Origin of the sequence: Paenibacillus sp. SN-8-1 (genome assembly GCF_050995535.1) — a bacterium.
Lineage (GTDB): Bacteria > Bacillota > Bacilli > Paenibacillales > Paenibacillaceae > Fontibacillus.
Genome location: NZ_CP194782.1, coordinates 3,016,855 through 3,042,497 on the forward strand (window position 1 = coordinate 3,016,855; position 25,643 = coordinate 3,042,497).

Consider the following 25,643-nt stretch of genomic DNA (forward strand, 5'->3'; position numbering starts at 1 on the left):
TTTATGTAAGGCGCAACAAAAAAAAGCGCCGGCTCAGCCGACGCTTTGATGAATTAATAGGGTGATTCCATACTGAAACGGCCAAGCTTGCCAGCCCGAAGCTCTCTAAGCATGATTCCTGATGCTTTCTCCAGATCCACCCGGCCTCCACTAACAATACAGCCGCGTTTTCTTCCGATCGCCTCCATAACAGCGACAATCTCATCCGGATTCTCGAGATCTTCCGGGCGTTCCCCCAGATCAAACCTTTCCTGAAGCTGGTTCCAGTAATATTGACACAAATATTTAATCGCAAAAAAGGCGATGTCTTCCACGTTCAGAATTTCTTCCTTGATCGCTCCCGTTGCGGCCAAGCGGTAACCGACATTTTGATCTTCGAATTTGGGCCATAGGATACCTGGAGTATCCAGCAGCTCCATCTCTGTCCCTACCTTGATCCACTGCTGCCCTTTTGTAACACCTGGCCGGTCACCTGTTGCAGCTATGCTGCGACCTGCTAAACGGTTGATCAGAGTGGATTTGCCCACGTTCGGTATTCCGACTATCAATCCCCGGACTGCCCTCGGTCTAATCCCCTTCGATATCTGGCGATCAATTTTCTCCTTAAGCAGCTCCTTTGCTTTGAGCGGAATTTCTTTGACCCCCGCCCCAGTGGAAGCCTCTGCTGTAATCGCAGTATGTCCTTCTCTCTTGAAATAATCCACCCACTCCCGCGTAACCGCAGGGTCTGCCAGATCGGATTTGTTGAGCAGGATGAGCCTCGGCTTGTTCAGCAAAATTTCATCGATCATGGGGTTGCGGCTGGATAAGGGAAGGCGGGCGTCCAGCAGCTCAATGACCACATCAATCAGACCCAGCTTCTCCTGAATCTGTCTCCGTGCTCTCGTCATATGTCCCGGAAACCATTGTATTGTCATCGTCTTGTGCACCTCTGTTTTCCCTATACTTATGGATCGTTCCGTATATAGAGAACGAACTAAAGACTGTACCCAGCTTTAGTTCGTTCCTATGTAAAATGGATGAACAAGTAATCTTCGTCCATCCATTTTTAAGTATTAGTGTTTAATAAAATGAATATCCTTCATTGGCCAGAATACCAGATCGGCACGGCCAACAATTTCCTTCTGAGAGATAAAGCCTAATCGGCGGCTGTCTGTACTATTGGAACGATTGTCCCCCATGACAAACACATACCCTTCCGGCACTTTCCCATCCTTGAACTGCTCATTTGGGAAGTCAGCTTCATCATTGTACAGCTGATTGTTCTTATGCTTCTCATCTATTGCTTCTTGAATGTAGGTCTCATTTACTTTGACTCCATTCACCGTAACCGTGTCGCCTTCAACCTTCACAGTATCACCAGGAACACCGATTACACGCTTAATAAAGTCACGGCCTTCAGTCGGTACATGGAACACAACGACTTCTCCATGACGAGGCTGTCTAAAATCATAAAGAATTTTATTTACGATAATCCGTTCACCCGTATGAAAGTTAGGCTGCATTGACGGTCCATCTACAATAAACGGGGCAAAGAAAAGCCAACGAATCAGGAGAACCAGTACAACCGCAATTACAATGGCTTTAAGCCATTCAAACGCCTCATTTTTCTTTTTCTTGGACGGTTCTGTTGTAACCTCTGCTCTATCCGGCTGCTCCGATTGAAATTGCTGCTCCATAGGTCGCTGCCCTCTCTTTATCTACAGGATGTTATTCGTATACCTATTTTATTAAAAACGAAAGGGGCTTGAAGATCAAGCCCCCGGATCGTTATCCATAGATTAACGACGTACTTCTTTAATTCTAGCTGCTTTACCGCGAAGTTCGCGAAGATAGTACAGCTTAGCACGACGCACTTTACCACGGCGAGCCACTTCGATTTTATCGAGTTTTGGGGAATGAAGCGGGAAAGTTCTTTCCACACCTACACCATTGGAAATTTTACGAACTGTAAAAGTTTCACTGATTCCACCGCCACGACGCTTGATAACAACACCTTCAAACAACTGGACACGCTCACGAGATCCCTCGATAACCTTAACGTGCACTTTCAAAGTGTCACCAGGGCGGAAACTCGGAATATCCTGACGAAGTTGTTCTTGCGTAATCGCTTGTACGATATTCATATATGACTCCCTCCTTCCACTCAGGTGTTCTTACATCTTCCGAAGAAATCCTATGTTCTTCATCATTATCCGCAGAGGACCACCGAATTCACAACAAATGCAATTGTATCATACCGTCACATGTATAGCAAGAACTTTAATCCTCAGAAAAGAACTCAGCTATTTATTAGTCATCCATTGTTTCACTAAACCGATATACCTGTCTCTATCGGCCAGATTAGAATATATCCGCTCTGTTAGCGTGATAGGGCTCCCGAAAAAGAATCTTTCATATTGGGTCTGCCGTCCCCCAAATGCACTCAGGCTTAATTCCCAAGCCAGCCGGAATAACTGGACCTTGGAGTAGGCATCCATATCGGTACCTTGGAGATACTTATTTAAATAAGGTGAGATGGGGGAGTTAAAATCCTGCTCGGACGGAATCATAATCAGATCACTGGACCCAAGGAGCTGTATCGTCTCCATAATTCGTGGATAGACCTTAGGATACCAGGCATTTGCCGCATAGAGCGGCTTTGGATTCGGCAGCATGATTCCCCACTCGTCTAAGTAAGACTGCTCTTCAGAAGCGATAACTAATGATTTTAAGGTCTCTAGTACAATCAAGACGTCGGAGACTTTATCGATATAGAACATATCCTCGCTTCGATCCAGGCATTCCGCCATATACTCGAGTACACCGATCAAGAATTCTGTTTTTGCAATATATCTGCACAGTATCTGGTGCGACACGTGAGTATGGAAATGACTTTTCGCAAAAAAACTTGCTGACAATTCCTCGTCCCCATAAAAAAACATTCTGTCGTGAGGAACCAACACATGATCAAGAATGACCAGCGTATCCATCTCCTCATAACGTGAACTAAGCGGGTAATTATAATTTGATGTGCTGACCACCGTATTCTCACGGCAAATAAACTTGATCCCCTTCAGATTGCTTGGAACCGCAAAGAAGAATGCATATGGATTCACTTCATCCAGTCTCGTTGGAGGCTGGGGATAGATCAGCAGCTCCTCGGAGGTAGCCCCTTGAGTGTTAAGCAGAAAGGCTCCGCTCACAATATAACCGTCTTTGTTAACCTCGTGAACCCGCGCGGCTGAAGATTCATTCTCATCCATCACAGCTGACAGCATGCTTACCTTAGACTGGATAAAACCATGGGATAAGGTGATATCATTCTCACGGCAGTAGACATAATAATTTTTAAGATTTTCAGCAAATTGAGGGTTTGAGTCCGCCAGCAGTCCAGCCGCTCCAGAGAAGGCCATCAGCGCCGTGTTCATATAGTCAGGAGCACGGCCCAGGAAGCCGTGATGTCTGTCTGCCCAGATTGACATCATGTTCCTGCGCCTGTGCAGGTCTTCTTTACTTTTGGGATGCAAAAAAGATAAGCCTACCCGATCCCCTGTATCCGGTGAGATATAGGTCATCCTGTCCCTGTACTGTTCCTCTGACTGCATATCATAAAGTGAGGCTTGTGATTGAATTAGACCACGAAAAGCGATATGATGCGATAATTTCCCTTTAATCTGTGCTCCATTCAGCCAGACCTCCGGGCTTAGCCTGTTTAAATTCTTCACATATTGCTTGCCGGTTTTAATAGGCATGAGAACGCCTCCCAAGGATACAACATCTGACAACAAATGATTAAAGCTGTATAGTAATAGAGATAACTACAAGAATCTATTTAGAAAGAAGGAATTCTACGTGACAAAAAAGCAGCTATCTCCGCTAGTTGAAGCTTTGCAGCTGTCCCCTCACGAGGAGGGCGGATGGTATAAGGAATTGTGGAAGGCTTCCGTTGAAATCCCCCAAACACTTCTTGGAGATGAATACTCAGGGCCTCGCTATGCAGCCTCCTCCATTTATTTTCTCCTGCACGCAGATGAAGTCTCGGAATGGCATACCGTTCTCTCCGACGAAGTCTGGCTATGGCACTCGGGGAGCCCTCTTATGTTAACCTTGGGTGGGGATGGCGATCAGCCCGCAGATACTCAAGAGATCATTCTGGGGCCTGATGTCCTAAGCGGGCAGACGCCGCAGGCGCTGGTCCCTGCCAAGGTATGGCAGTCAGCCAAGCCGCTCGGTGATGAGCCGGTCTTGGTATCCTGTGTTGTAGCACCAGGATTTCATTATGATGACTTCCGGTTGATTGAGAAAAGCAATAAATAACAAGCCAATCAGGCCCTCGTAGACTCCATTATTAATATACGAGGCTAAGCTTCCCTTAATGTATGTCTACCTAATTAAAAAAGATCATTATCCTGGCGGATCTTAATCCGTCAAGAAAATGATCTTTTTTATGTGAAATAGGCCGCGGGGTACTCCGCCATTTACTCATTCGGCAATGTCTCAATAATACGGTCTGTCTCCGCCTGAATTGTGTCAGGAAGCTCGTACATACTGACTCCTCCTTCATTACTTGCGGTTTGAATAATAGGCAAGCACATCATCTACCGTTCTTAAAGGTTCTGTTAATTGATGCTCCGACTCTTCCTCTGGTTCCAGATACACTTCTATTGTTGGCAGCTCCTGCTGCGTTTCGGGTGTCATGGTCTAATCCCTCGCTTGTAATTTTGCTTACTTGCTACTATCTTATTACCCTGTTTCACCCCCTGTATAACAAAATACTTCTTTATTTTATGCAGAAAGGTCGTTGGGGGTCCTCATATCATTAAAAAAACCTCCAAAAAGGCAGATGTCTGTCTGCTTTCTTGGAGGTTGCTTCACTATAGGTTCTCAAGCTTTATTTCAGCCAGCCACTTCAAATCCTTGGCGCTAAGCTCGGCATGATCTAGAAGATCCGGACGGCGCTGCCAGGTACGTCTAAGCGCTTCTCGTCGTCTCCAGTCGGCAACATTCGCATGATGCCCGCTTAGGAGGATGTCAGGCACCTTATAATCTCTGAACTGAGCAGGTCTGGTGTAATGCGGATATTCCAGGAGTCCCGTGCTGAAAGAATCCGTTACAGCGCTTGTCTCATTTCCAAGCACACCAGGCAGCAATCTGGCTACACTGTCGATGACCACCATGGCAGGCAGTTCACCACCTGTCAGAACATAGTCGCCAATCGATAATTCATCCGTAACCAGATGCTCCCGAATCCGTTCATCATACCCTTCATAATGACCACAAATAAAGATAAGCCGATCTTCTCCTACCAGCTCTTCCGCTTTCTTTTGGGTAAAGGACTCCCCTTGGGGGCACATTAGAATAATTCTGGGTGGGCGCAGAGACTTAGCTTGCTCTGCGGCAGGGTCTGGCAGGAGCAGACTTTCTACCGCATTGAATATAGGCTCTGGCTTCAGCACCATCCCCCCGCCCCCGCCATAAGGCGTATCATCCACCGTTTGATGCTTATTTTCCGAGTATTCTCTGAAATTCACCGCATTTAGGCTAATAATCCCTTTATTCTGAGCCTTCCCCAAAATACTGGAACCAAAGACTCCCTCAAACATCTCTGGAAATAAAGTCAGTACATCTACACGCATTTACAACAATCCTTCCATCAAATGCACCTTAACCAGCTTGTCTTTGACGTTCACATCCAGGACAACATCATCAATTACGGGAAGAAGAATTTGCTTCCGGGCAGGTGTCTTCACGACCCACACGTCATTAGCTCCCGGTCGGAGAATTTCGTCAATGACCCCAAGCTCCTCCCCCTCTTCTGTAACAACCCGACAGCCGATAATTTCATGGAAGTAATACTCATTCTCCGGAAGTTCGATGGTTTGGTCTTTGGTTACTTTCAAATCCCATCCCTTATATTTCTCAACTTCATTAATATTTCCGTACTCTTTGAACTTAACGAGGTAAGTCTGTTTGGAAGGACGAGCATGTTCCACAGTAGCTTTAACCTGCTGCTTTGTCTCCGGGTGTACAAATAACAACGCATTCCCCTGGGCGAAGCGTACCTCCGGAAAATCAGTACTGAGCAGCACTTTGAGCTCCCCGCGAATCCCGTGTGTATTCACAATCTTACCAATTGTTAGCAATGAATCGGACATAATTCCCTCCTGAGCATAGAACTTTAAATGTTAAAGTGTATATAGAATCCGTTAACATGTATGATCTTCAGCATGTACGAAAAAGGGCTAGGAAATGCATCCTAACCCTCTTTCGTATATTTTTAAGACATAATGTCCACGGTGACCCGTTTGTCTAGCTTCACTGCTGCAGAGGTGACAACCGTGCGAAGCGCCTTGGCGATTCGCCCCTGCTTGCCAATGACTTTCCCTACATCGTCCGGATGTACGGAAAGTTCAAAGATGACAAGCTGCTCTTTCTCCACGACGTTCACACGCACATCTTCCGGATGATCAACTAAAGCCTTCGCAATTACGCAGACTAATTGTTCCATAAGAGGACCCTCCGAATCAGCAATTATTTCTGGTTCTTAAGTTCATGGAACTTTTTGAGGACACCAGCTTTGCTAAGCAAGTTACGGACAGTGTCAGATGCTTGTGCACCATCTTGAAGCCATTTCAATGCTTTTTCTTCATTGATGTTTACAACAGCTGGTTCAGCGACCGGGTTGTAGTAACCAATTTCCTCGATAAAGCGACCGTCACGCGGGGAACGGGAGTTCGAAACCACGATACGGTAGAAAGGAGCTTTATGAGCACCAATACGTTTCAAACGAATACGAGTTGCCAACGAAATTCACCTCCTTAAATAGGATAAAATATATATCTAAGGCTTAACGGAATGGAAACTTCATTCCTCCGCCTTTCAGACCTTTCATACCCTTCATGGCTTTAGCCATCTTACCAGCTTTAGGGCCGCCCATCATGTCTGAGAACTGCTTCATCATCCGGCGCATTTCATCAAATTGCTTAATCAAGCGATTGACATCAGCCAGCGTAGTCCCGCTGCCGAGAGCAATCCGCTTGCGGCGGTTATGATTAATCATATCCGGATTCTGCTTCTCCTGCTTGGTCATGGAATGCACAATGGCTTCGACGCGTCCCATCTGCTTCTCATCAACCTTGACGTCCTTGAGCTGTTTGACCTTGCCCATTCCCGGGATCATATCCATGATCTGATCGATAGGTCCCAGCTTCTTCACCTGATCCATCTGCTCAAGGAAATCGTCGAAGGTGAATTCGGCGTTGCGCATCTTGCGCTCCATTTCCTTGGCTTTCTCGGCATCAATATTCGACTGGGCTTTCTCAATGAGCGATAGCATATCGCCCATCCCGAGTATCCGTGAAGCCATCCGCTCAGGATGGAAAGGCTCCAGAGCATCAATCTTCTCTCCAAGCGCTGCGAACTTGATCGGACAGCCGGTAACAGCTTTAACCGATAACGCCGCACCACCACGGGTATCGCCATCGAGCTTCGTAAGTACGACCCCTGTCAGTTCAAGCTGGTTATGAAAGCTCTCGGCAACATTAACGGCATCCTGTCCCGTCATCGCGTCGACAACCAGCAATACTTCATCCGGCTTGGTGATCTCGTGAATCTGACGAAGTTCTTCCATCAGCTGCTCGTCCACGTGCAGACGGCCCGCTGTATCAATAATCAGATAATCGTTGCCGTTATCCTTGGCATGCTGAAGCGCCTGGCGTGATATTTCAACCGGACTGATCCCTTCACCAAGTGTAAATACCGGTGCTCCGATCTGCTCACCGAGCACCTGAAGCTGCTTGATTGCGGCCGGTCTGTAAATGTCCCCTGCCACAAGCAGCGGCCGGTGATTCTGCTTCAGAAGAAGCTTGGCCAGCTTGGCGGAGGTAGTCGTCTTACCGGCACCCTGAAGACCCGCCATCATAATTACGGTTGGAGGCTTATTACTCTTGGCCAGCTTCGCTTGGCTGCCGCCCATAAGCTCCGTTAATTCCTTATTAACGATGTCGATGATGACCATTCCTGGTGTGAAGCTATCCATCACTTCACTGCCGATGGCCTTCTCCTTCACCTTGGCGATAAATTCCTTGACCACTTTAAAGTTAACGTCCGCTTCAAGCAGTGCGAGGCGAACCTCGCGCATAGCCTCATTCACATCATCTTCCGATACCTTGCCTTTACCGCGCAGCTTGCTGAACACGCTTTGCAGTCGGCTGGTCAATCCTTCAAATGCCATAATTAGTCACCTCCGTTGTCAATTCTGATCCTGTTGATCACCACTCCTGCATATTACGAACCATACCAAGAGCAGTCTCTTTATGTACATCCGTAAGGTTGCTAGCTTCCAGCAGCTTACGCAGATTCTCAAGCTCTCCGAGACGCTGCTGCTGCTTCTGAAGCAGCCCAAGTTTGTCTTCATATACTTCCAGCATCTGTTCAGCCCGCTTAATATGCTCATACACGGCCTGACGGCTGATCTCAAATTCCGATGCAATCTCGCCCAGCGAGAAGTCATCATGGAAATAATATTTCAGGAAAGTCTGCTGCTTCTCAGTAAGCAGCGGTTCATAGAAGTCGAATAAGAGATTTACTCGATTCGTCTTCTCAAGCCTATTCTCTTGACTCACAGCGGGCACTCCCTCCGTCAAGGAAAAACACTTTACAGTGCATCAACGAAACTTATCATAACGAAAATGAAAGAAGATGTCAAGCTATTTCCCTTAACATCTTCCCAGATTCATTACAATCTTATTTCAAGTTAATTCCCGGGTAATAAATAGAGCAGAATCGCAAAGAAATGAAGCACGCTTCCCGCGAGGACAAACAAGTGCCATATCGCATGATGATAGGGAAACGCCCGCCAAACGTAAAATACGGTGCCGAGCGTGTACAATAAGCCGCCCATGACAAGCAAGTTTATTCCCATTCCAGGGACGGCCGCTGTTAAGGGGCCCCAGGCGATTACGATCAACCAGCCCATCAGAATATAGAATATCGTTGAGAGAAACAGAAATCTTTTCACAAAGTATGCCTTAAACAATACACCCAGCAGGGCAATGCCCCATACCACACTGAACAAGGTCCATCCGAGTGAGCCGCGAATCGCCACAAGCAGAAATGGCGTATAGGTACCCGCGATAAACACATAAATGGAAGAATGATCAAAAAACTCGAAAAGATCCTTCATTTTGCCTTCTTTAAAGCTGTGTACCAGAGTCGAGCTTGTATACAGCAGCAGCATACTCACCCCGTAGATTGTGAAGCTGACTACATGCCAAGCCGTTCCCTTCACGCTGGAAAAAACAATGAGAATCACTAGTGCCGCCACGCTTAACAAAGCCCCGATGCCATGAGTAATCGCATTGGCGATTTCCTCCCTGCGCGGGTAAGTATGGGTGTTGGCCATTGTTATCCCTCCTTTTTAGGACTGGACTTCGGATTCATCTGTCTCTTCCTTCAATATACCAGCAAATAATCCATGGACAAACTGTTCAGAATCGAATTTCTGAAGATCCTCCATCTTCTCGCCCAGACCAACCAGCTTCACCGGCAGACTGAGCTCTTGGCGGATTGCCACAACAATTCCACCTTTAGCCGTTCCGTCAAGCTTCGTGAGAACAAGACCGGTTACCCCGCTTTTCTCTCCAAACAGCTTAGCTTGGCTCAGCGCGTTCTGTCCTGTTGTTGCATCAAGCACCATCAGCACCTCATGCGGCGCGTCCGGGATTTCCCGCTGGATCACACGGTAAATTTTATTGAGCTCTTCCATCAGGTTGGATTTGTTCTGTAGACGGCCTGCCGTATCACACAGCAGAATATCTGCTCCGCGCTGTTTGGCCGCCTGAACCGCGTCGAACATAACAGCCGCCGGATCTGAACCCGCCTGCTGCTTGATCACCTCAACGCCCACGCGCTGACCCCATACCTCAAGCTGCTCTATAGCACCGGCACGGAACGTATCCCCGGCAGCCATAAGAACTTTTTTGCCTTCCTGCTTATAGTGATGGGCAAGCTTGCCAATTGTGGTTGTTTTCCCGACACCATTCACCCCTACGAACAAGATAACGGTAATCCCATCCGGATTCATACGGATACTGTTATCCTCATCGCCGCGCAGTAGTTCTTGAATCTTCTCGGACAAAATAGGCTGTAGCTCAGCTGCATCCTCAATTTTGCGTTTCTTCACTTCAACTCGCAGATCATCAATCAGCTGGAGGACCGTATTTACGCCTACATCGGCCCCGATTAGAATTTCTTCCAACTCCTCAAAGAACTCTTCATCAATCTTCTTGCGGCGAGTCACGAGTTCAGCGACCTTCTCAACAAAGCCCTTACGACTCTTCTCCAGTCCTTCCTTGAACTGTTTTGTAACCGATTCTGTTTTTGCTGCAATGCTCTCTTTTAATTTTTTGAAAAAACTCACAGATGGAATTCTCCTTTACCCTTGTTTGTTTACCCTCCCAAACCCTCCCTGATAGGGAGGGCCCCAGAGGACTCGCCCTCTGGACACCCGAAAGGTTTGGAGTGTGTGGTTATTTTATTGCACCCGTGTGACTGTACATGTGAATGTCGCTTGCCGCCCCTAACGGGGCCCGCTTTACTGTGGCGCTCCTGCCCGGACTTAGCTCACTATGTGCACCGAGCCGCTTGTCGTCCCTTCGGGACCCGCTTTACTGCCAGCTCTTTCGGGAGCATTCATGTGACTGTGGTGCGTATGCCCGCTCTCCCTATGGGATTCGCTCTACTACCTGCTCTTTCAGGAGCATTCATGTGACTGTGGTGCGTATGCCCGCTCACCCTGCGGGATTCGCTCTACTGCCTGCTCTTTCAGGAGCGTTCATGTGACTGTGGTGCGTATGCCCGCTCTCCCTGCGGGATTCGCTCTACTGCCTGCTCTTTCAGGAGCGTTCATGTGACTATGGTGCGTATGCCCGCTCTCCCTGCGGGATTCGCTCTACTGCCAGCTCTTTCGGGAGCATTCATGTGACTATGGTGCGTATGCCCGCTCTCCCTGTGGGATACGCTCTACTGCCTAGTCTTTCGGGAGCATTTGTTTGACTGAGTGTGTATGCTATTGCCTTGTAGATAAGAGCGGTTACCCGAAGGAACCGCTCTTTCCTTGTTACCCACCCTTGATTAAGGGATGGGATATTGTAAGCAGGTAGAGAAAGTTTGGAGCTGTAGAAGCGTCAGCGTTCGCCTTTATCTTCGGATTTCAACCCCGTGGTTGTATACAATCAGGAAATCCGAAGATAACAGCGATCGGAAGCCCAAAGTTTCTCGGACTGTGCTTTTTACTTACAAAAGCCCAAAATTTCTCGGACTATGCTTTTTATCGGCAGACTTTAATCGTCTTCCTCTATTATGGCATGCTCACCCATCACTAAGCAATTTCCGCCTCTTCATCCTCGAGTCTTACGGACACGAGCTTCGACACGCCGCCCTCTTCCATTGTGACCCCATATAGCACATCGGCTTCTTCCATCGTACCTTTGCGGTGGGTTACCACGATGAACTGGGTCTGCTCCGAGAATTCGCGCAGGTACTGGGCGAACCTGATAACGTTCGCTTCATCCAGTGCGGCTTCTACCTCGTCCAGAACACAGAAAGGAACCGGCTTAACTTGAAGAATAGCGAATAATAACGCCATTGCAGTTAGCGCACGCTCACCACCGGATAGCAACTGCAGGTTCTGCAGCTTCTTGCCTGGAGGCTGGGCCACGATATCAATCCCGGTCTCTAGCAGGTTCTCCGGTTCAAGCAGAACAAGATCCGCGCTGCCGCCTCCGAACAGCTTGGTAAAGACTGTGCCGAACTCACGGCGAATCGCGTCAAAGGTAAGCTTGAATCGCTTGGACATTTCATCGTCCATCTCGCGGATTACCTGATAGAGCGTGGTCTTCGCTTCAACCAAATCATTCTTCTGAATGCTAAGGAACTCATAGCGCTCTGATACCCGCTGGAATTCTTCAATGGCTCCCAGATTCACTTCCCCAAGAGCAGATATGCTTCGCTTAAGCTCTTTAACTTCGGCCTGGGTAACTGTAATATCCTCTGGGAGTTCGTAGCGCTGCTTAGCTCTTTCATAGGACAGCTCATAGTCCTCACTCAGCTTCTTCAGAATATTATCGAGCTCAACATCAAGACGGTTAGCCTGAATCTCGGTCTGCAGCAGCTGTTCGTCCACCGACTTCAACGCAGCCCGCTGATCCTTGGTCTCGCTCTCTCCTTCTTCAAGCTTCTTCATCAGCGCGCTTCGGGAAGCCCGCTGCAAGTCCAGCCGTTCACTTGTACGGCTCTTCTTTAATTTATAATCGTTCAGATCCTCAATCTGGCGAACACTTTGTGCTTCGTTCTCTTTGAGGTCATTCTCAATAGATTGAAGAATTCGCCGGCTTTGCTCCAGTTCTTTCTCTTGGGCATTGAATTCTTCCTGCTGTCTGCTAAGCTGCTCTTTCAGGGAAAGGCATTCCTGATCCAGCTTGCCTTCCTTAACCTTAAGCTCGGTAAGCTGAGTCTGCAGCTCTTCCTTAGCAGATTCATTCGCTTTGCGTGCGAATTCAGCTGCCTGGATAGAGTCATGCTTCGTCTGTTGATCGGCAGCTAATTCCTTGAGCTTCTGCTCAGCCTCCGCTTTGCTCTTATCCAGATCTTCCATCTCTTTAACATAGTGACTCTTCTCTTGACCATATAATTCGAACTGCTCGGAGACATGCCTGTATTCATGCTCCACCTGCTTCAGATCACCAGCGACCGTCTGTTCATCCGCACGCATGCGATCTCCAGACTCCCTTAACTTCTCCAGGTCTGTCTCCAGTTGGGCGATCTGGCTCCTTACCTCTTCGACACTGGTGCGCAGCTTCGTTATCATCGTCTCACTTTGGCGAATATCGCTATCCAGCTGCTCAAGCTGCCGGTTGCGGCCAAGCAGATTGCTGTTCTTCCGATGCTGGCTGCCCCCGGTCATGGAACCTCCCGCGTTAACCACATCCCCCTCCAGAGTAACTACTCTGAAACGATACTGGCTCTTGGCGGCCATCCGGTTCGCATGTTCGAGCGTATCGGCAAATACCACATTCCCCAGCAGACTGCCGACAATATCGGCATACCGCGGCTCAAAACCAACCAGCTCCGCTCCAATTCCTACGAATCCTTCCGCATCTTCCATGGACCGCTTATCTGAAGCCGATATTTGACGCGGCCGGATAACATCCAGCGGCAGGAAGGTCGCTCGTCCCAGCTGACGCTGCTTCAGGAAAGCAATCGCTTGGCGAGATACAGCTTCATTCTCCATGACCACATGCTGCATGGCTGCGCCCAGAGCGGTCTCCACTGCTATTTCCAGCTTCTCGGGAACCCGGATCAGCTCAGCTACTGCGCCGTGCACACCAGCCAGAGTCCCTTTGCGCGAGGCTTTGAGCACTTCCTTAACCCCAAGTGCGAAGCCGTCAAAATCATCCTGCATCTCCTTCATCGTATCCCGGCGGGATACCAGGGCTTCGCGCTTCTGTTCCCATTTCCGCAGACCATCCCGGCTCTCTTCCGTAAGCTTCTGCAGAGAATGAAGACGTTCGCTTTCAGAAATGTAGCTTTTGCGAACCTCTGCAATATCTTTGGCCATCTTCTCCAGCTTGCCGCTAAGCTCGGACTTTCTCTCAGCCAGCTTCTGCTGCTCGTCCCGCCACTTCGTGCCTTCGGTCTCTGCTCTTTCCATCCGGCGGATAACGCCTTCCTTCTGCTGGTCGGCATAACGGATCTCATTGCGCGCCTGCGCAATTTGGTTCATAATCTCCAGCAGGTCACCCTTAAGGGCTTCTTCCTGAGCCTGACTGATCCCGCCAGTTACACCAAGCAGCTTCGCTTCCTCCGCGGACAATAACGCACGAAGCTCAGTCAGCATCCGGTCCGATTCCGCATATTTATCCGACATGGCTTTAAGCTCTAACGCACGCTGATTATATCGTTCCTCGTTAGCTTCGATAGATTCAATCAGCTGTTGTCGATTCTGCAATAAATTTTTGGCGCGCTCTTTAAGCAGCCCCCCATAACCCTCGTTCTTCTCATAGCTTTGACTATATTCCAGCAGCTGGCCTTGCAAAGTTTCAATTTCTTCTTCAATTACACGCAGCTCGGAGCGTTCTTTCTCCAGTGTAGCGTCATGAGCGGAGACAATCGTAGACAAGGCAAGCTGCTCTTCACGCAGTCTGGCCAGCTTGTTGTTCGCCTCGCTCCAAGAAGTGTGGATCTGATCGATTTGATAGATATACATGGAAATCTCTTTATGCTTAAGCTGTTCTCGCAGTTCTTTATAATGAATCGCTTTCTCGGATTGTTCCTTGAGCGGCCCGATCTGATCCTCAAGCTCGCTGACCAAGTCATGAATACGGAGCAGATTGGTCTCCGTCTCATCCAGCTTCTTACGTGCATCCTTCTTCCGGGACTTATATTTCACAATACCTGAAGCTTCCTCAAATATCCCTCTCCGGTCTTCAGATCGAGTACTCAGTATTTCTTCAATACGACCTTGTCCAATAATGGAGTAGGCTTCTTTTCCGATTCCTGTGTCCATGAAAAGTTCAGTAATATCCTTCAGGCGGCAGGATTGCTTATTAATCAAATATTCACTATCTCCACTGCGGTGAACCCGCCGGGTCACCGTAACTTCATTGAAATCCAAAGGAAGCGCCTGGTCCGTATTATCCAGCGTAAGCGATACTTCTCCGTATCCAACCGCCTTTCTGGCATCACTACCGGCGAAAATAATATCTTCCATCTTGCCACCGCGCAGCGACTTGGCACTTTGTTCTCCGAGTACCCAGCGGATGCCATCGGAGATGTTGCTCTTACCGCTTCCGTTCGGGCCTACAACCGCAGTGATTCCACGCACAAATTCCATTTCTGTGCGATCCGCGAACGATTTAAAACCCGCTAGTTCAATTCTCTTCAAAAACATACGTACACTATCACCTCTACCGCCTATTGTAACATAATTAAGCTTCACCTGTGACCCATCAAATCTACAGCAAAGCCGCTTGTATCAACATCTGCCCCCGAGGTTTAACTCGCTAAAAACTAAAAATGGCAGACCTGGTATACGCTACCTTGGCCTGCCATTTCAGCTAAAGATTCAAAACCTAATCTTCTAAGTCAATAGAACTACCCTTGTACTCTTAAACGCTCCAGTGCAACAGCCGCTGCCTGCTGCTCAGCCTCTTTCTTGGAGCGTCCGCTCCCTTGACCGAGACTCTTGCCATCCATGAATACCTCGGAGACGAATTCCCGCTCATGCGCAGGTCCCCGCTCTTCGATAATGCGGTACTCAAGCGCTCCTAGATTATGGTGCTGAGTCAGCTCCTGAAGTTCAGTCTTATAATCAGTTACCTGTAGCTTTCCGTTTAAGACCACCTGAGTGAATACATGCTTGTCCAGGAAGGCAATAACTGCCTCAAGTCCCTGATCCAAATAAAGCGCCCCGACAAAAGACTCAAACACATCCGCAAGAAGTGCCGGACGCGTACGCCCACCGGTTAGTTCTTCCCCTTTGCCTAGGAGCACATAACTCCCGAACTCGAGAGCTTCAGCAAATTTAACCAGAGAAGGCTCACAGACAATAGCAGCACGCTGCTTTGTTAACTCGCCTTCAGGCCGGTTCGGAAATAGATTGTATAGATACTCCGAGACGGTCAGCTCAAGCACCGCGTCTCCCAAAAATTCAAGCCGCTCGTTGTCCTCGTGCTGGCTGAACCGGTGTTCGTTTACATAGGAAGCGTGAGTAAATGCCTGTTTCAACAATTGTCGGTTCTGGAATTGAATTTGAAGTTTTTGTTGTAACTGCTTCAGATCTCCACTCAACAGACTGACTCCTTATGCATCGAATTTCTTCAGGATAATCGTGGCGTTATGACCACCAAACCCAAAGGAGTTGGACATTGCAACTTTCAAATCTGCTTGTCTTGGTTCATTAGGTACATAATCCAAATCGCACTCCGGATCCTGATCTTCAAGATTGATCGTAGGCGCGATGACCCCGTTCTGTAATGAAAGACCACAAATCACGGCTTCAACGCCACCAGCGGCTCCAAGCAAATGCCCAGTCATGGACTTGGTCGAACTGATAGCTACTTTATAAGCGTGGTCGCCCAGCGCTTTCTTCACAGCTAGCGTCTCCGAACGGTCACCAACCGGTGTGGAAGTTCCGTGCGCATTAATATAATCAATATCTTCAGGATTCAGCCCCGCATCACGAATCGCCATACGCATACAGCGCGCAGCACCGTCCGGATCCGGCTCGGTCATATGATGGGCATCCGCGCTAAGTCCGTAGCCAATCACTTCGGCATAGATTTTAGCCCCGCGCTTCTGTGCATGCTCCAGAGATTCAAGAATAAGAATTCCGGCACCCTCACCCATAACAAAACCATCCCGGCCTGTATCGAATGGACGGCTTGCCTTCTCAGGCTCGTCATTGCGTGTAGACATGGCTCGCATCGCACAGAATCCAGCCATTCCCGTAGGACGAATGGTCGCTTCTGCTCCTCCGCAGATCATCACGTCGGCGTCGCCGCGCTGAATAATGCGGAATGAATCACCTATCGAATGAGTTCCTGTCGCACAAGCGGTTACCTGAGTGGTATTCGGTCCTTTAGCTCCGAACATGATCGACATTTGGCCTGAGCCCATATTGGCGATCATCATCGGAATAAAGAAAGGGCTTACGCGTTTAGGTCCTTTTTCCAGTAAAACATTATGTTGATCTTCCCAAGTTCCAAGACCGCCAATACCAGAACCGATGGAGACACCGATACGTTCTGCATCTGTGTTCGATCCAATCTCAATCCCGCTGTCCTTCAAAGCTTCAGAACCTGCCGCGATTGCAAATTGAACAAACCTGTCCATCTTTCTGGCTTCTTTACGGTCAAAATAATCCTCAGGGTTGAAATCCTTCACCGAGGCCGCAATTTGGGTTGTATAATCGCTGACATCAAAAGAGTCAATGCGCGATACGCCGGATTTCCCGCTAACCAGGCTATCCCAGAACGTGTCCAAATCTTTGCCAAGGGAAGTCATGACTCCCATTCCTGTTATAACTACTCTATGTTTCAAACACATTCACCTCGTATAGACTTCATGTGTAATATAAATGTCAATGAACACAATCATTGATTGTTTCTGCCAAGATGAGGAGAAGTCCCGCCTGATAAACAAGGTACGGGACTTTAAATGACTTAGGTATGAGATTGTATGTAATTTACAACTTCACCTACGGTCGTTATCTTCTCTGCATCTTCATCTGAAATTTCAAGATCGAATTCATCTTCCAATTCCATAACCAATTCAACGACATCGAGCGAATCAGCACCAAGGTCCTCTTTGAAAGAAGCCTCAAGTGTTACTTCGGCTTCATCAGCACCCAAGCGATCAACTACAATGCGTTTTACACGCTCCAATACATCGGACATCCGGTTCACCTCCTCTTTGGTATTATACGAGAATTAAAGTTAAAATGCCATAGAAGCTGTTTCAAAAACCCGCTTTGACGATATATCGTCTTCGCGAAGCAGCCTACATGTACATTCCGCCATCCACATGAAGTGTTTGTCCCGTCATGTAAGAAGCGCCTTCTGATGCCAAGAACAGAACCACATTAGCGATTTCCTCCGGCTTGCCAAGACGAGCAAGAGGGATTTCTCCAAGCATCTTGGAGCGGATTTCTTCCGGCAATTCCCCAGTCATATCCGTATCAATGAATCCAGGTGCTACACAATTCACTGTAATATTACGGGATGCAAGTTCGCGCGCGGAAGATTTCGTCAGCCCAATCACACCTGCTTTGGCAGCTACGTAATTGGCTTGACCTGCATTTCCAAGGACGCCGACGACAGAAGAGATGTTGATAATCCGACCTGAGCGCTGTTTCATCATCGGACGGGTTACGGATTTGATTCCATTGAACACGCCCTTCAGATTCGTCTCAATCACCTGATCGAACTCTTCTTCTTTCATTCGCATAATAAGATTATCTCTGGTAATTCCTGCGTTATTCACGAGAATATCAATTCGGCCCCAGGCATCAATAACTTCCTTAACCATGGTCTCAAACTGGCTGCTGTCGCCAACATGAGCTTTAATAGCAATAGCACTGACGCCCATGCCTTCGATCTCACGGACAACTTCTGCAGCTGCTTCTTCGTTACCGGCATAATTGACAGCTACATTTGCTCCTGCCTTCGCAAGCGAAAGTGCAATGCTTCTTCCAATCCCTCGTGAAGCGCCGGTGACCAGCGCCGTCTGGCCGGCAAGTGGTTGTGTCACCCTATGTGCCTCCTTTCTCAAGCTTATACTGCCCTACAGCCCTACTGCAGCTTCCTGCAAATGATAGGGCGCGGCGCTTTCAAGAGCTGCCCGGGAACCCCGGAGCAGCGCTAAAGCGCGGCTGCAGCGAAAGCTAATACACGGCCGGGTAACCGGGCATGCTTAGCTTAGGCTTACGCAGGCTTACAAGATACTGCTTAGAGGCTTAAAGCTCCTCTTTCAGCGCCGCGGCCACTTGTTCCAGACTTTCGAGACTGTTCACATTCAGTCCTCTTACGTTCTTATCGATTTTCTTAAGCAGTCCTGTGAGAACACTGCCCGGACCAATCTCGACAAAAGTGTCAACTCCCTGCTCAATCAACCAGCGTACACTGTCCTCCCAAAGAACCGGGGAATAGACCTGCTGAGTCAATAGCGCAGGAACCTCTGCCCCTTTATGCACAGGCTGAGCTGTAACGTTCACGACCACCGGAACAGAGGCATCCGCATACTGAATCCCCGCAAGCGTCTCTTCAAGGCGCTCTGCGGCTGAGCGCATGAGCGAGGAGTGGAACGGACCGCTGACTTCGAGTGGTATGGCACGTTTGCCGCCCGCTTCTTTGACCCTCTCAACCAGAGCGTCAACTCCCGCTCGGCTTCCGGATACCACAATTTGTCCTGGGCAGTTAATATTGGCAAGCTCAACCAAATGCCCTTCGGAGGTAATTGCTGCGCAGAGTTCCGCCAGCGCATTGCGCTCAGCTCCGAGCACTGCGGCCATGGCCCCCTGCCCGCCAGGCACTGCCTGTTCCATGAACAGACCGCGCGCGCGAACCGTAGCGACCGCATCTTCAAATGAGAGTACGCCTGCGGCGGTCAAGGCCGTATATTCACCAAGGCTGTGCCCCGCGAAATAATCAGGTGTGATCCCTTTCGAAGCAAATATACGATAAAGCGCGTAGCTCGTAGTAAGCAGTGCCGGCTGAGTATTCGCCGTCATCTTAAGCTCTGACTCAGGACCATTAAAGATGAGATCGCTTAAGCCAAAGCCCAGCTTCTCATCTGCTGTGCGGAACAGGTCCCCTGCCTCCGGCAGCTCATCATAAATATCTTTGCCCATTCCTACGGCTTGGGAACCTTGTCCTGGAAATACAAATGCTAACTTCCCCATAAATCAGACAGCTCTCCTTTGTTCCGGGCACTTCCGGACGAGCCTGCTCGCCCAGAAGGAGGAACGATTAATAATTAATTTTTACCATACAAGAACAGATGCGCCCCAAGTAAGGCCGCCGCCAAAGCCGACGAGAAGAATGGTATCTCCCTCTTGCATTCGTCCCTCTTCAGCTGCCTCTACCAGTGCAAGCGGGATAGATGCAGCCGATGTATTGGCATATTTATCGACATTGATTACACATTTCTCCTCTGGAAGGTTCAGACGTTCCATCGCGGAATGAATTATCCGGATATTCGCCTGATGCGGAACGAACAAATCCACTTCCTCTTTCGCCACTCCCGCCTTACGAAGAGCTTCCTCAGTCGCTGTGCCCATCACACGAACCGCAAATTTAAATACTTCACGGCCGTTCATGTAGATGAAGTGCTTGCCACCAGCAACGGTATCTGCCGAGGCTGGTAGTCTGGAACCGCCTGCCTCGAGCTTAAGCTGGCTTCCGCCAGCACCCTCGGCACCCAGGTCGAAGGAAAGGAACCCTCTGCCCTCAGGCACTTCACCCAGAACTACAGCACCGGCACCGTCACCGAACAGCACACAGGTATTGCGGTCTGTATAATCTGTAATTCGGGATAAGGTGTCTGCGCCAATAACAAGCGCGTTGTTGTACATCCCAGTCTTAATAAAGTTTGTTGCGGTTGCCAAGCTGTATACAAATCCCGAACATGCCGCAGACAGGTCAAAAGCCGCAGCCTGCTTCGCACCCAGCTTCTCCTGCAGCAGACAAGCTGTGGATGGGAATGTCATATCTGGCGTAACTGTAGCTACAATAATAAGGTCCAGCTCATGTGGAGCAATTCCTGCCGACTCAAGCGCCTTGATGGAAGCTTCATAAGCCAGATCCGAGGTTGCTTGTTCTGGCGCGGCGATATGGCGTTCACGAATTCCTGTACGCGAGACGATCCATTCGTCGTTCGTTTCCACGATTTTCTCCAAATCCGCATTGGTTAATACTTTCTCGGGCACATACTTACCTGTACCAATAATCCCTACCGATCGCAAATTCATCACTTAACTACTCTCTCCCCACTGCTGAATTCTTTGGATATGTTCTGAATCAACTGACTGCGAAGGGCAATTCTTGCCTGCCGAAAAGCATTCTTAATCGCATCCGCATCCGATGAGCCATGTCCCTTCACCACGAGACCGCTAAGTCCGAGAAGCGGCGCCCCGCCGTGTTCTTTGTAATCCATCATGCTTTTGAGTCCACGCAGCTCGGGCATCAGTACAGCGGCAGCCAGCTTGTTCTTAAGTGAGCTCGTGAACTTCTCTTTCAGAATAGAGAATAAAGCGCCCGCCGTTCCTTCCAAAGATTTGAGGAGAATGTTCCCCGCAAAACCATCACAGACCAGAACATCACACGCCCCTGCCAGCACGCCGTGCGCTTCCACATTACCGACAAAATGGATGGGCAGCTCCTGAAGCAGAGGGTAAGCCGCTTTCGTAAGCTCATTTCCTTTAATGGCTTCTGTGCCCACGTTAAGCAGTCCTACTCTCGGTTTCTCGATCCCGTGCACCTGCTGACGGTACACGCTGCCCATCAAGGCATACTGTGCCAGGTGTTCAGGCTTAGCATCCATATTGGCACCCATATCCAGAGCCAGAACACCTCGTCCGTCAACGGTAGGAATGATCGGAGCAAGTGCAGGCCGCTCAATCCCTTCCATTCTTCCCACTACAAGAAGGCCAGTCGTCATCAAGGCCCCCGTATTTCCAGCAGAAATCATCGCGTCAGCCTCGCCTTCGCGAACCATCCTTCCGGCAACCACCATGGAAGAATCCTTCTTGCGGCGAACCGCCTTAACGGGTTCATCTTCTCCACCGATCACCTCGGAGGTATGGCGAATAGTCAGATTAGACGGACGTTCCGGCAGCAGCGCTTCAACCTGAGCCTGATCTCCGACCAGAACGATTTCGATGTCTTTCCATTCCTTGGCGGCCGCAAGCGCTCCCTCCACGTTAGAGCGAGGCGCGTGATCGCCCCCCATGGCATCAATGGCTATCAACATGCATAGTTCCCCCTTCGCTATGTTCCTCTTTCCCGGAACGATAGATGACGAAGTTGCCTTGAAAGACCATCTCCTCACCTACATATGTGAACACCTCAACCTTAGCCTTCCCTTTATTGCCTGCCTCAGATCGGACATAGGCCTTGGCAATACATTTCTCTCCCAAATGGACCGACCTCACGAACCGGATATCCGCAGAAGAAGTAAGTGCAATTTCATCATTAATTACGGCGACCGCAAGGGAATTGGCTTGTGCAAATACATGATGCCCCCGCGCAATGCCCGTTCGGGAGAAGACATGCTCATCACGTATTTCAAATATGGATATCCCGCTCCTGTCGAGCTGAAGGTCAACGATATCCCCAATCACTTCATGCAACGGCAGAGACTTCACCTGATCATAAGAAAGTTCGGCCATCAGCTTCATCCGTTCACGGAGTTCAGGTATCCCGAGCTCCAGACGATCCAGCCGGATGGTCTGAATACTTACTTTCAGCTGACGGGTCAGCTCTTGGTCCGTTATGAACGGGTTCTCTTCAATCATTCTCACGAGCTGCTGCTGTCTCGCCCGTTTGGGCAAACGTTCGATAAGGATCGCCCCCTGCGTGATCTATAAATTATTTTAATATATAGGTATATTGTTTTAGAACCAGGTACTAAGCTTCAGTATAAATCATCCTGTTTTAAAAAGAAAGACAATCCCGGCAGAAGGAATTCTTACTCTTATGAAATCAAAAAAAAAAAAAATAGCACCCCATCCTAGATGTAGGTACTACTTTGATTTCATTCATTATTGCTTGATGATTTCTCTTGCTTTGTATGTGCCGCATACTTTGCATACGTGGTGAGCAAGCTTCAATTCTCCGCATTGTTCACATTTTACCATGCCCGGCACAGCCAATTTGAAATGAGTGCGACGTTTGTCACGACGCGTTTTGGACGTTCTCCGTTGAGGTACTGCCATGGTTCCCACCTCCTTATTCAAGTCAACCTGGTTCCATTGCTTAGTTTAGACGACCGTTAGGGTCAGACTTTATTATTGTTGTTTAAAAAAGTCCTTCAGCGCCGCGAGACGCGGGTCAATGACTTCTTTATCACAGCCGCAATCACGCTCGTTCAAATCGGTTCCGCAAGTAGGGCACAGACCTTTGCAATCATCCTTACAGACGGCTGCAAATGGGAGATTCAGAAGCAAAGCTTCTTCTATGAAAGGAACCAGATTCACGTCATCCTCTGCAACGTAGCGGATATCGTCTTCTTCGTCCTGTACATTCTCTGTATTCTCACTGTACTTAAACCGTTCCTCGAAATCGATACCGACTTGTTTCTTCAAAGGCTTCAGGCAGCGGGAGCACGTCATGTCCAGATCCACAGATAATCTACCCTTTACATCTGCTTCTCCTTCACCAAAGGAAAATACCTTAAGATCAGCTTGAAGCGGACTCACATGAGTAATATCCTTGCGGCCCTTGGTTACATGATGAACATCCAGCGCCTCGTGGAATTCCACAGGGCCTTCGGTTGACGCTAATTTGCGAAATTGAAAGTGCATGTTTATCACTCCAAACAAACAAAAATTATTATACCGATTTTTAGAGAGTTTTGTCAATAACTTATACGCGCCGCTCCCTTTATTATACGGCATCTCCCGATATCCTACCCACAATAAATTGCAATTTCACTTGCGCATCCACAGGGACAGGTCCGTAAATTATAGCATGTTTATTCGGTAAATGATGCAGTTCATGATATTATTTCTTATAAATCATCCACAGACGCAAGGAGGCCTCGCTGTGAGCATTGTCGGCATAATCGTTGAATATAATCCGCTTCACCATGGGCATGTCTATCATTTCACCCGGGCCAAGCAAGAGACTGGCGCCGAAGCCGCCATCGCCGTAATGAGCGGCAGCTTCCTTCAGCGGGGCGAGCCAGCCATCGTCTCGAAATGGGCTCGGGCGGAGATGGCGCTGTCCATGGGCGCCGATGTTGTGTTCGAGCTGCCCGTCGCCTATGCCGTGCAGCCGGCGGAATGGTTCGCGTACGGGGCCGTGTCGCTGCTGAACGCGACCGGTCTCGTGACGCATCTGGTCTTCGGCAGCGAGGAAGGAAGTACGGACAAGCTGCACGAGCTTGCCTCGCTGCTCGCCGAGGAGAGCAGCGACATGAGGTGCGCCGTGGCGGAGGAACTCGCCTCGGGCGCCAGCTACCCCGCCGCCTATGCAGCGGCGGCGGAGCGGACCCTTGCGCGCGGCGCTGCCGAAGGCGCGCGCGGGCTCTTGATGCAGCCCAACAATTCGCTTGGGCTGCACTATATGATCGCGCTGCGCCGGCTCGGCAGCAGCGTCATGCCTTTGACTATCCGGCGCGAAGCGGCCGGATATCACGATGCGCAGCCGGGCGAGGGCCCCATCGCCAGCGCCACGGCGATCCGGCGGCTGATACTGGCTGGGGGATCGCCGGAGGCGAGTCCCTATATGCCTGATTATGCCGCCGGTATCCTGGCCCGCGAGCTGCGCGAGGGCCGCGGGCCCGTGACCTGGGAATCGCTCCGCCCGCAGCTGCTGCATCAGCTGCTGACCAGCTCAACAGAGCAGCTCTCCCAGATCTATGAAATGACAGAAGGGCTGGAGTATCGGATCAAGAAGCTGCTGCCGAGTCTTGCGGAGCCTACAGTCACAAGCCTGCTTCAAGCCTTGAAGACCAAACGTTATACCCATACCAAGCTTCAGCGCCTGCTTGTGCATGTGCTTCTGGGGCATAACAAAGCCTCATTCACGCGGGAGATTCTTGCAGAAGGGCCGGGGTACTTACGAGTTCTAGGGTTTACAGATAAGGGCCGAGAACTGCTTAAACGCATGAAAAAGACGGCCTCGCTGCCAATCCTGACAAGGCCGTCTGATTTGTCACATCCCCAGCTTGAGCTTGATCTTAAAGCTTCAGCCGTCTATGCCAGTTCTTTCCCTAACCTGGATACGAACCAGCTCTTCCGCGATTATCGTCAGGCGCCTATCCGGCTTTAGGCGGAAGCGAGTCTAGATAATGGAGTGCATCGTCCACCGTCTTGACAGGCACAAGCTTCATCGGAGTACCGAGGTCCTCGGCTTTCTTCTTCGCATCCTTAAAGTTATCCTCAGGTACGAAGAAGACGTCCGCCTTCTCCCGGTCTGCCGCAACAATCTTGAATTGTACTCCGCCGATCGGCCCCACGGTTCCATCAGGTAACATGGTCCCTGTTCCAGCGATCCGGTACCCTTTACTGAGGTCCCCTGGTGTCAGCCGGTTATAAATTTCCAGTGTGAACATGAGGCCGGCGGAAGGCCCGCCGACCTCCGTCTTGGCGAATTCAACCTGCTTCTGGGGATCAGTAGATTTTACTTTTCTAAGCTCACCCATGTTCAGCCCAAGGTCGGCACGGGTCTCCCCTGTTGCAGAGTCCTTCAGGCCAACCAGTTCAACCTTCTCGGTAACCTCTCTACCGTTCCGATTCAGCTCTACCTGAATAACATCTCCCGGTGCTCTGGATTTAAGCACCTCAGTCAGTTCCTCGAACCGCTTAACCGGCTTACCACCAACCCTCTGGATAATATCTCCAGGGGCAAAGTCGCCTTTAGGCTCAGGTGACGTAGATAGAGATATAGCATAAATGTACTCCGGCTCATTACCGTAAGGGACCTTAGCATTATCGTAAGCCACCATCATAGCACTAGACTGGGAATCACTCATATAGTATACCTGCTTAGTCTCATACTCTTTCCCGCCCTGTTCCGGCGTCTTGTGGACAATCTCCGCCTCGGAGTTGAACTGGGAAGTAATCAGCATGGCCAGATTTGCATACGTTACCGATACCGTGGTCATCATGAAGGTCCCCTTCTCTTCCGGATCTCCCCCCTTCACGATAATCATCGGCTTGATCTCCTCTGCTGTACCCGGCTGATTCACCATATAAGGCGTAGGCATATACACTACGACATACACAATGACGGCCATCATAATGAGATATAAAGCCAATTTAAAGATTTTTGAATTCTTAAGCTGCACCGGTGTCTCCCTCTCCCTTAACCTCCTGCATGGACGAAGGCTGGTCTGATCTCTGTCCGCCATGCATAAATTTGTACTAGCCATACCGGCCT

Annotated in this window: 27 protein-coding genes; 2 read left to right on the forward strand and 25 right to left on the reverse strand. The window is 49.4% G+C overall.

The window, feature by feature from the left end:
- Positions 1 to 53: 53 nt before the first annotated feature.
- The 4 genes from ylqF to ACRRNK_RS14450 all read right to left on the reverse strand — a co-directional run bounded on the left by ylqF (position 54) and on the right by ACRRNK_RS14450 (position 3,734).
- Positions 54 to 917, reverse strand: coding sequence for a ribosome biogenesis GTPase YlqF (ylqF, locus tag ACRRNK_RS14435; RefSeq protein WP_433943421.1), 864 nt, complete (start codon positions 915 to 917; stop codon positions 54 to 56).
- 138 nt (positions 918 to 1,055) lie between these two features.
- Positions 1,056 to 1,679: a signal peptidase I gene (gene lepB, locus ACRRNK_RS14440; protein ID WP_433943422.1), complete on the reverse strand. Its 624-nt coding sequence runs from the start codon at positions 1,677 to 1,679 to the stop codon at positions 1,056 to 1,058.
- Positions 1,680 to 1,781: 102 nt separating this feature from the next.
- Positions 1,782 to 2,126 carry a 50S ribosomal protein L19 gene (gene rplS, locus ACRRNK_RS14445; protein ID WP_127200719.1) on the reverse strand — a complete coding sequence of 115 codons (345 nt, stop codon included), beginning with the start codon at positions 2,124 to 2,126 and terminating at the stop codon, positions 1,782 to 1,784.
- Positions 2,127 to 2,285: 159 nt separating this feature from the next.
- Complete coding sequence (locus tag ACRRNK_RS14450) at positions 2,286 to 3,734, reverse strand: 4-hydroxyphenylacetate 3-hydroxylase family protein (RefSeq protein WP_433943423.1); 1,449 nt, start codon at positions 3,732 to 3,734, stop codon at positions 2,286 to 2,288.
- A 100-nt stretch (positions 3,735 to 3,834) separates the two neighbouring features.
- On the opposite strand from ACRRNK_RS14450, the gene ACRRNK_RS14455 reads away from it, so the two are divergent.
- Entirely contained in the window at positions 3,835 to 4,299 is a 465-nt protein-coding gene (locus ACRRNK_RS14455; RefSeq protein ID WP_433943424.1) for a cupin domain-containing protein, read from the forward strand.
- 246 nt (positions 4,300 to 4,545) lie between these two features.
- Here the strand turns inward: ACRRNK_RS14455 and ACRRNK_RS14460 are convergent, their stop codons facing one another.
- From ACRRNK_RS14460 to ACRRNK_RS14555, 20 genes are all read right to left on the reverse strand, one after another.
- Complete coding sequence (locus tag ACRRNK_RS14460; protein WP_433943425.1) at positions 4,546 to 4,680, reverse strand: hypothetical protein; 135 nt, start codon at positions 4,678 to 4,680, stop codon at positions 4,546 to 4,548.
- A 176-nt stretch (positions 4,681 to 4,856) separates the two neighbouring features.
- Positions 4,857 to 5,618 (reverse strand): tRNA (guanosine(37)-N1)-methyltransferase TrmD, encoded by a 762-nt coding sequence (gene trmD / locus ACRRNK_RS14465; RefSeq protein WP_433943426.1) that lies wholly within the window; start codon positions 5,616 to 5,618, stop codon positions 4,857 to 4,859.
- Positions 5,619 to 6,137 (reverse strand): ribosome maturation factor RimM, encoded by a 519-nt coding sequence (rimM, locus tag ACRRNK_RS14470; RefSeq protein ID WP_433943427.1) that lies wholly within the window; start codon positions 6,135 to 6,137, stop codon positions 5,619 to 5,621.
- A 122-nt stretch (positions 6,138 to 6,259) separates the two neighbouring features.
- On the reverse strand, positions 6,260 to 6,490 hold the full coding sequence (locus tag ACRRNK_RS14475) for a KH domain-containing protein (RefSeq protein WP_127200714.1): 231 nt from the start codon (positions 6,488 to 6,490) through the stop codon (positions 6,260 to 6,262).
- Between the two features lie 23 nt (positions 6,491 to 6,513).
- Positions 6,514 to 6,786: a 30S ribosomal protein S16 gene (gene rpsP / locus ACRRNK_RS14480; RefSeq protein ID WP_127200713.1), complete on the reverse strand. Its 273-nt coding sequence runs from the start codon at positions 6,784 to 6,786 to the stop codon at positions 6,514 to 6,516.
- 43 nt (positions 6,787 to 6,829) lie between these two features.
- The gene (gene ffh, locus ACRRNK_RS14485) at positions 6,830 to 8,215 is read right to left on the reverse strand and encodes a signal recognition particle protein (protein ID WP_433943428.1); all 1,386 of its coding nucleotides are present in this window, start codon (positions 8,213 to 8,215) and stop codon (positions 6,830 to 6,832) included.
- Between the two features lie 37 nt (positions 8,216 to 8,252).
- Positions 8,253 to 8,606, reverse strand: a complete 354-nt coding sequence (locus ACRRNK_RS14490) for a putative DNA-binding protein (protein WP_433943429.1) — start codon at positions 8,604 to 8,606, stop codon at positions 8,253 to 8,255.
- A 131-nt stretch (positions 8,607 to 8,737) separates the two neighbouring features.
- Positions 8,738 to 9,385: a PAQR family membrane homeostasis protein TrhA gene (trhA, locus tag ACRRNK_RS14495; protein ID WP_433943430.1), complete on the reverse strand. Its 648-nt coding sequence runs from the start codon at positions 9,383 to 9,385 to the stop codon at positions 8,738 to 8,740.
- A gap of 15 nt (positions 9,386 to 9,400) precedes the next feature.
- Positions 9,401 to 10,402 (reverse strand): signal recognition particle-docking protein FtsY, encoded by a 1,002-nt coding sequence (gene ftsY, locus ACRRNK_RS14500; protein ID WP_433943431.1) that lies wholly within the window; start codon positions 10,400 to 10,402, stop codon positions 9,401 to 9,403.
- A 960-nt stretch (positions 10,403 to 11,362) separates the two neighbouring features.
- Positions 11,363 to 14,932 (reverse strand): chromosome segregation protein SMC, encoded by a 3,570-nt coding sequence (smc, locus tag ACRRNK_RS14505; RefSeq protein WP_433943432.1) that lies wholly within the window; start codon positions 14,930 to 14,932, stop codon positions 11,363 to 11,365.
- 203 nt (positions 14,933 to 15,135) lie between these two features.
- Positions 15,136 to 15,831 carry a ribonuclease III gene (rnc, locus tag ACRRNK_RS14510; RefSeq protein WP_433943433.1) on the reverse strand — a complete coding sequence of 232 codons (696 nt, stop codon included), beginning with the start codon at positions 15,829 to 15,831 and terminating at the stop codon, positions 15,136 to 15,138.
- Between the two features lie 12 nt (positions 15,832 to 15,843).
- Positions 15,844 to 17,082 carry a beta-ketoacyl-ACP synthase II gene (fabF, locus tag ACRRNK_RS14515; protein WP_433943434.1) on the reverse strand — a complete coding sequence of 413 codons (1,239 nt, stop codon included), beginning with the start codon at positions 17,080 to 17,082 and terminating at the stop codon, positions 15,844 to 15,846.
- Between the two features lie 122 nt (positions 17,083 to 17,204).
- A complete protein-coding gene (gene acpP / locus ACRRNK_RS14520) occupies positions 17,205 to 17,438 on the reverse strand; it encodes an acyl carrier protein (protein WP_024630176.1) in 234 nt (77 codons plus the stop codon).
- A gap of 103 nt (positions 17,439 to 17,541) precedes the next feature.
- Positions 17,542 to 18,291, reverse strand: coding sequence for a 3-oxoacyl-[acyl-carrier-protein] reductase (gene fabG, locus ACRRNK_RS14525; RefSeq protein WP_433943435.1), 750 nt, complete (start codon positions 18,289 to 18,291; stop codon positions 17,542 to 17,544).
- A gap of 205 nt (positions 18,292 to 18,496) precedes the next feature.
- On the reverse strand, positions 18,497 to 19,441 hold the full coding sequence (fabD, locus tag ACRRNK_RS14530) for an ACP S-malonyltransferase (protein WP_433943436.1): 945 nt from the start codon (positions 19,439 to 19,441) through the stop codon (positions 18,497 to 18,499).
- Positions 19,442 to 19,522: 81 nt separating this feature from the next.
- Positions 19,523 to 20,509 carry a beta-ketoacyl-ACP synthase III gene (locus ACRRNK_RS14535; RefSeq protein ID WP_433946906.1) on the reverse strand — a complete coding sequence of 329 codons (987 nt, stop codon included), beginning with the start codon at positions 20,507 to 20,509 and terminating at the stop codon, positions 19,523 to 19,525.
- Complete coding sequence (plsX, locus tag ACRRNK_RS14540; RefSeq protein ID WP_433943437.1) at positions 20,509 to 21,510, reverse strand: phosphate acyltransferase PlsX; 1,002 nt, start codon at positions 21,508 to 21,510, stop codon at positions 20,509 to 20,511. Before plsX ends, ACRRNK_RS14535 begins: the two co-directional genes overlap by 1 nt.
- The gene (gene fapR, locus ACRRNK_RS14545; RefSeq protein WP_433943438.1) at positions 21,494 to 22,090 is read right to left on the reverse strand and encodes a transcription factor FapR; all 597 of its coding nucleotides are present in this window, start codon (positions 22,088 to 22,090) and stop codon (positions 21,494 to 21,496) included. The genes plsX and fapR overlap by 17 nt, the downstream gene beginning before the upstream one ends.
- Positions 22,091 to 22,300: 210 nt before the next feature.
- Complete coding sequence (rpmF, locus tag ACRRNK_RS14550) at positions 22,301 to 22,474, reverse strand: 50S ribosomal protein L32 (protein ID WP_026263995.1); 174 nt, start codon at positions 22,472 to 22,474, stop codon at positions 22,301 to 22,303.
- Positions 22,475 to 22,546: 72 nt separating this feature from the next.
- Positions 22,547 to 23,062 (reverse strand): YceD family protein, encoded by a 516-nt coding sequence (locus tag ACRRNK_RS14555; RefSeq protein ID WP_433943439.1) that lies wholly within the window; start codon positions 23,060 to 23,062, stop codon positions 22,547 to 22,549.
- A gap of 193 nt (positions 23,063 to 23,255) precedes the next feature.
- Here ACRRNK_RS14555 and ACRRNK_RS14560 point away from each other — a divergent pair, with 193 nt between their 5' ends.
- Positions 23,256 to 24,533 (forward strand): nucleotidyltransferase, encoded by a 1,278-nt coding sequence (locus tag ACRRNK_RS14560; protein WP_433946907.1) that lies wholly within the window; start codon positions 23,256 to 23,258, stop codon positions 24,531 to 24,533.
- On the opposite strand, the gene ACRRNK_RS14565 is transcribed toward ACRRNK_RS14560, so the two are convergent.
- Positions 24,520 to 25,614: a YlbL family protein gene (locus ACRRNK_RS14565; RefSeq protein ID WP_433943440.1), complete on the reverse strand. Its 1,095-nt coding sequence runs from the start codon at positions 25,612 to 25,614 to the stop codon at positions 24,520 to 24,522. The genes ACRRNK_RS14560 and ACRRNK_RS14565 overlap by 14 nt on opposite strands.
- Between the last annotated feature and the right edge of the window lie 29 nt (positions 25,615 to 25,643).

Bases quoted from the DNA above. Each gene is read 5' to 3' on its own strand.
- ylqF (WP_433943421.1), bottom strand. From the start codon at position 917: ATGACAATACAATGGTTTCCGGGACATATGACGAGAGCACGGAGACAG.
- lepB (WP_433943422.1), bottom strand. From the start codon at position 1,679: ATGGAGCAGCAATTTCAATCGGAGCAGCCGGATAGAGCAGAGGTTACA.
- rplS (WP_127200719.1), bottom strand. From the start codon at position 2,126: ATGAATATCGTACAAGCGATTACGCAAGAACAACTTCGTCAGGATATT.
- ACRRNK_RS14450 (WP_433943423.1), bottom strand. From the start codon at position 3,734: ATGCCTATTAAAACCGGCAAGCAATATGTGAAGAATTTAAACAGGCTA.
- ACRRNK_RS14460 (WP_433943425.1), bottom strand. From the start codon at position 4,680: ATGACACCCGAAACGCAGCAGGAGCTGCCAACAATAGAAGTGTATCTG.
- trmD (WP_433943426.1), bottom strand. From the start codon at position 5,618: ATGCGTGTAGATGTACTGACTTTATTTCCAGAGATGTTTGAGGGAGTC.
- rimM (WP_433943427.1), bottom strand. From the start codon at position 6,137: ATGTCCGATTCATTGCTAACAATTGGTAAGATTGTGAATACACACGGG.
- ACRRNK_RS14475 (WP_127200714.1), bottom strand. From the start codon at position 6,490: ATGGAACAATTAGTCTGCGTAATTGCGAAGGCTTTAGTTGATCATCCG.
- ffh (WP_433943428.1), bottom strand. From the start codon at position 8,215: ATGGCATTTGAAGGATTGACCAGCCGACTGCAAAGCGTGTTCAGCAAG.
- trhA (WP_433943430.1), bottom strand. From the start codon at position 9,385: ATGGCCAACACCCATACTTACCCGCGCAGGGAGGAAATCGCCAATGCG.
- smc (WP_433943432.1), bottom strand. From the start codon at position 14,932: ATGTTTTTGAAGAGAATTGAACTAGCGGGTTTTAAATCGTTCGCGGAT.
- acpP (WP_024630176.1), bottom strand. From the start codon at position 17,438: ATGTCCGATGTATTGGAGCGTGTAAAACGCATTGTAGTTGATCGCTTG.
- fabD (WP_433943436.1), bottom strand. From the start codon at position 19,441: ATGGGGAAGTTAGCATTTGTATTTCCAGGACAAGGTTCCCAAGCCGTA.
- ACRRNK_RS14535 (WP_433946906.1), bottom strand. From the start codon at position 20,509: ATGAATTTGCGATCGGTAGGGATTATTGGTACAGGTAAGTATGTGCCC.
- plsX (WP_433943437.1), bottom strand. From the start codon at position 21,510: ATGTTGATAGCCATTGATGCCATGGGGGGCGATCACGCGCCTCGCTCT.
- rpmF (WP_026263995.1), bottom strand. From the start codon at position 22,474: ATGGCAGTACCTCAACGGAGAACGTCCAAAACGCGTCGTGACAAACGT.
- ACRRNK_RS14555 (WP_433943439.1), bottom strand. From the start codon at position 23,062: ATGCACTTTCAATTTCGCAAATTAGCGTCAACCGAAGGCCCTGTGGAA.
- ACRRNK_RS14560 (WP_433946907.1), top strand. From the start codon at position 23,256: ATGATATTATTTCTTATAAATCATCCACAGACGCAAGGAGGCCTCGCT.
- ACRRNK_RS14565 (WP_433943440.1), bottom strand. From the start codon at position 25,614: ATGGCGGACAGAGATCAGACCAGCCTTCGTCCATGCAGGAGGTTAAGG.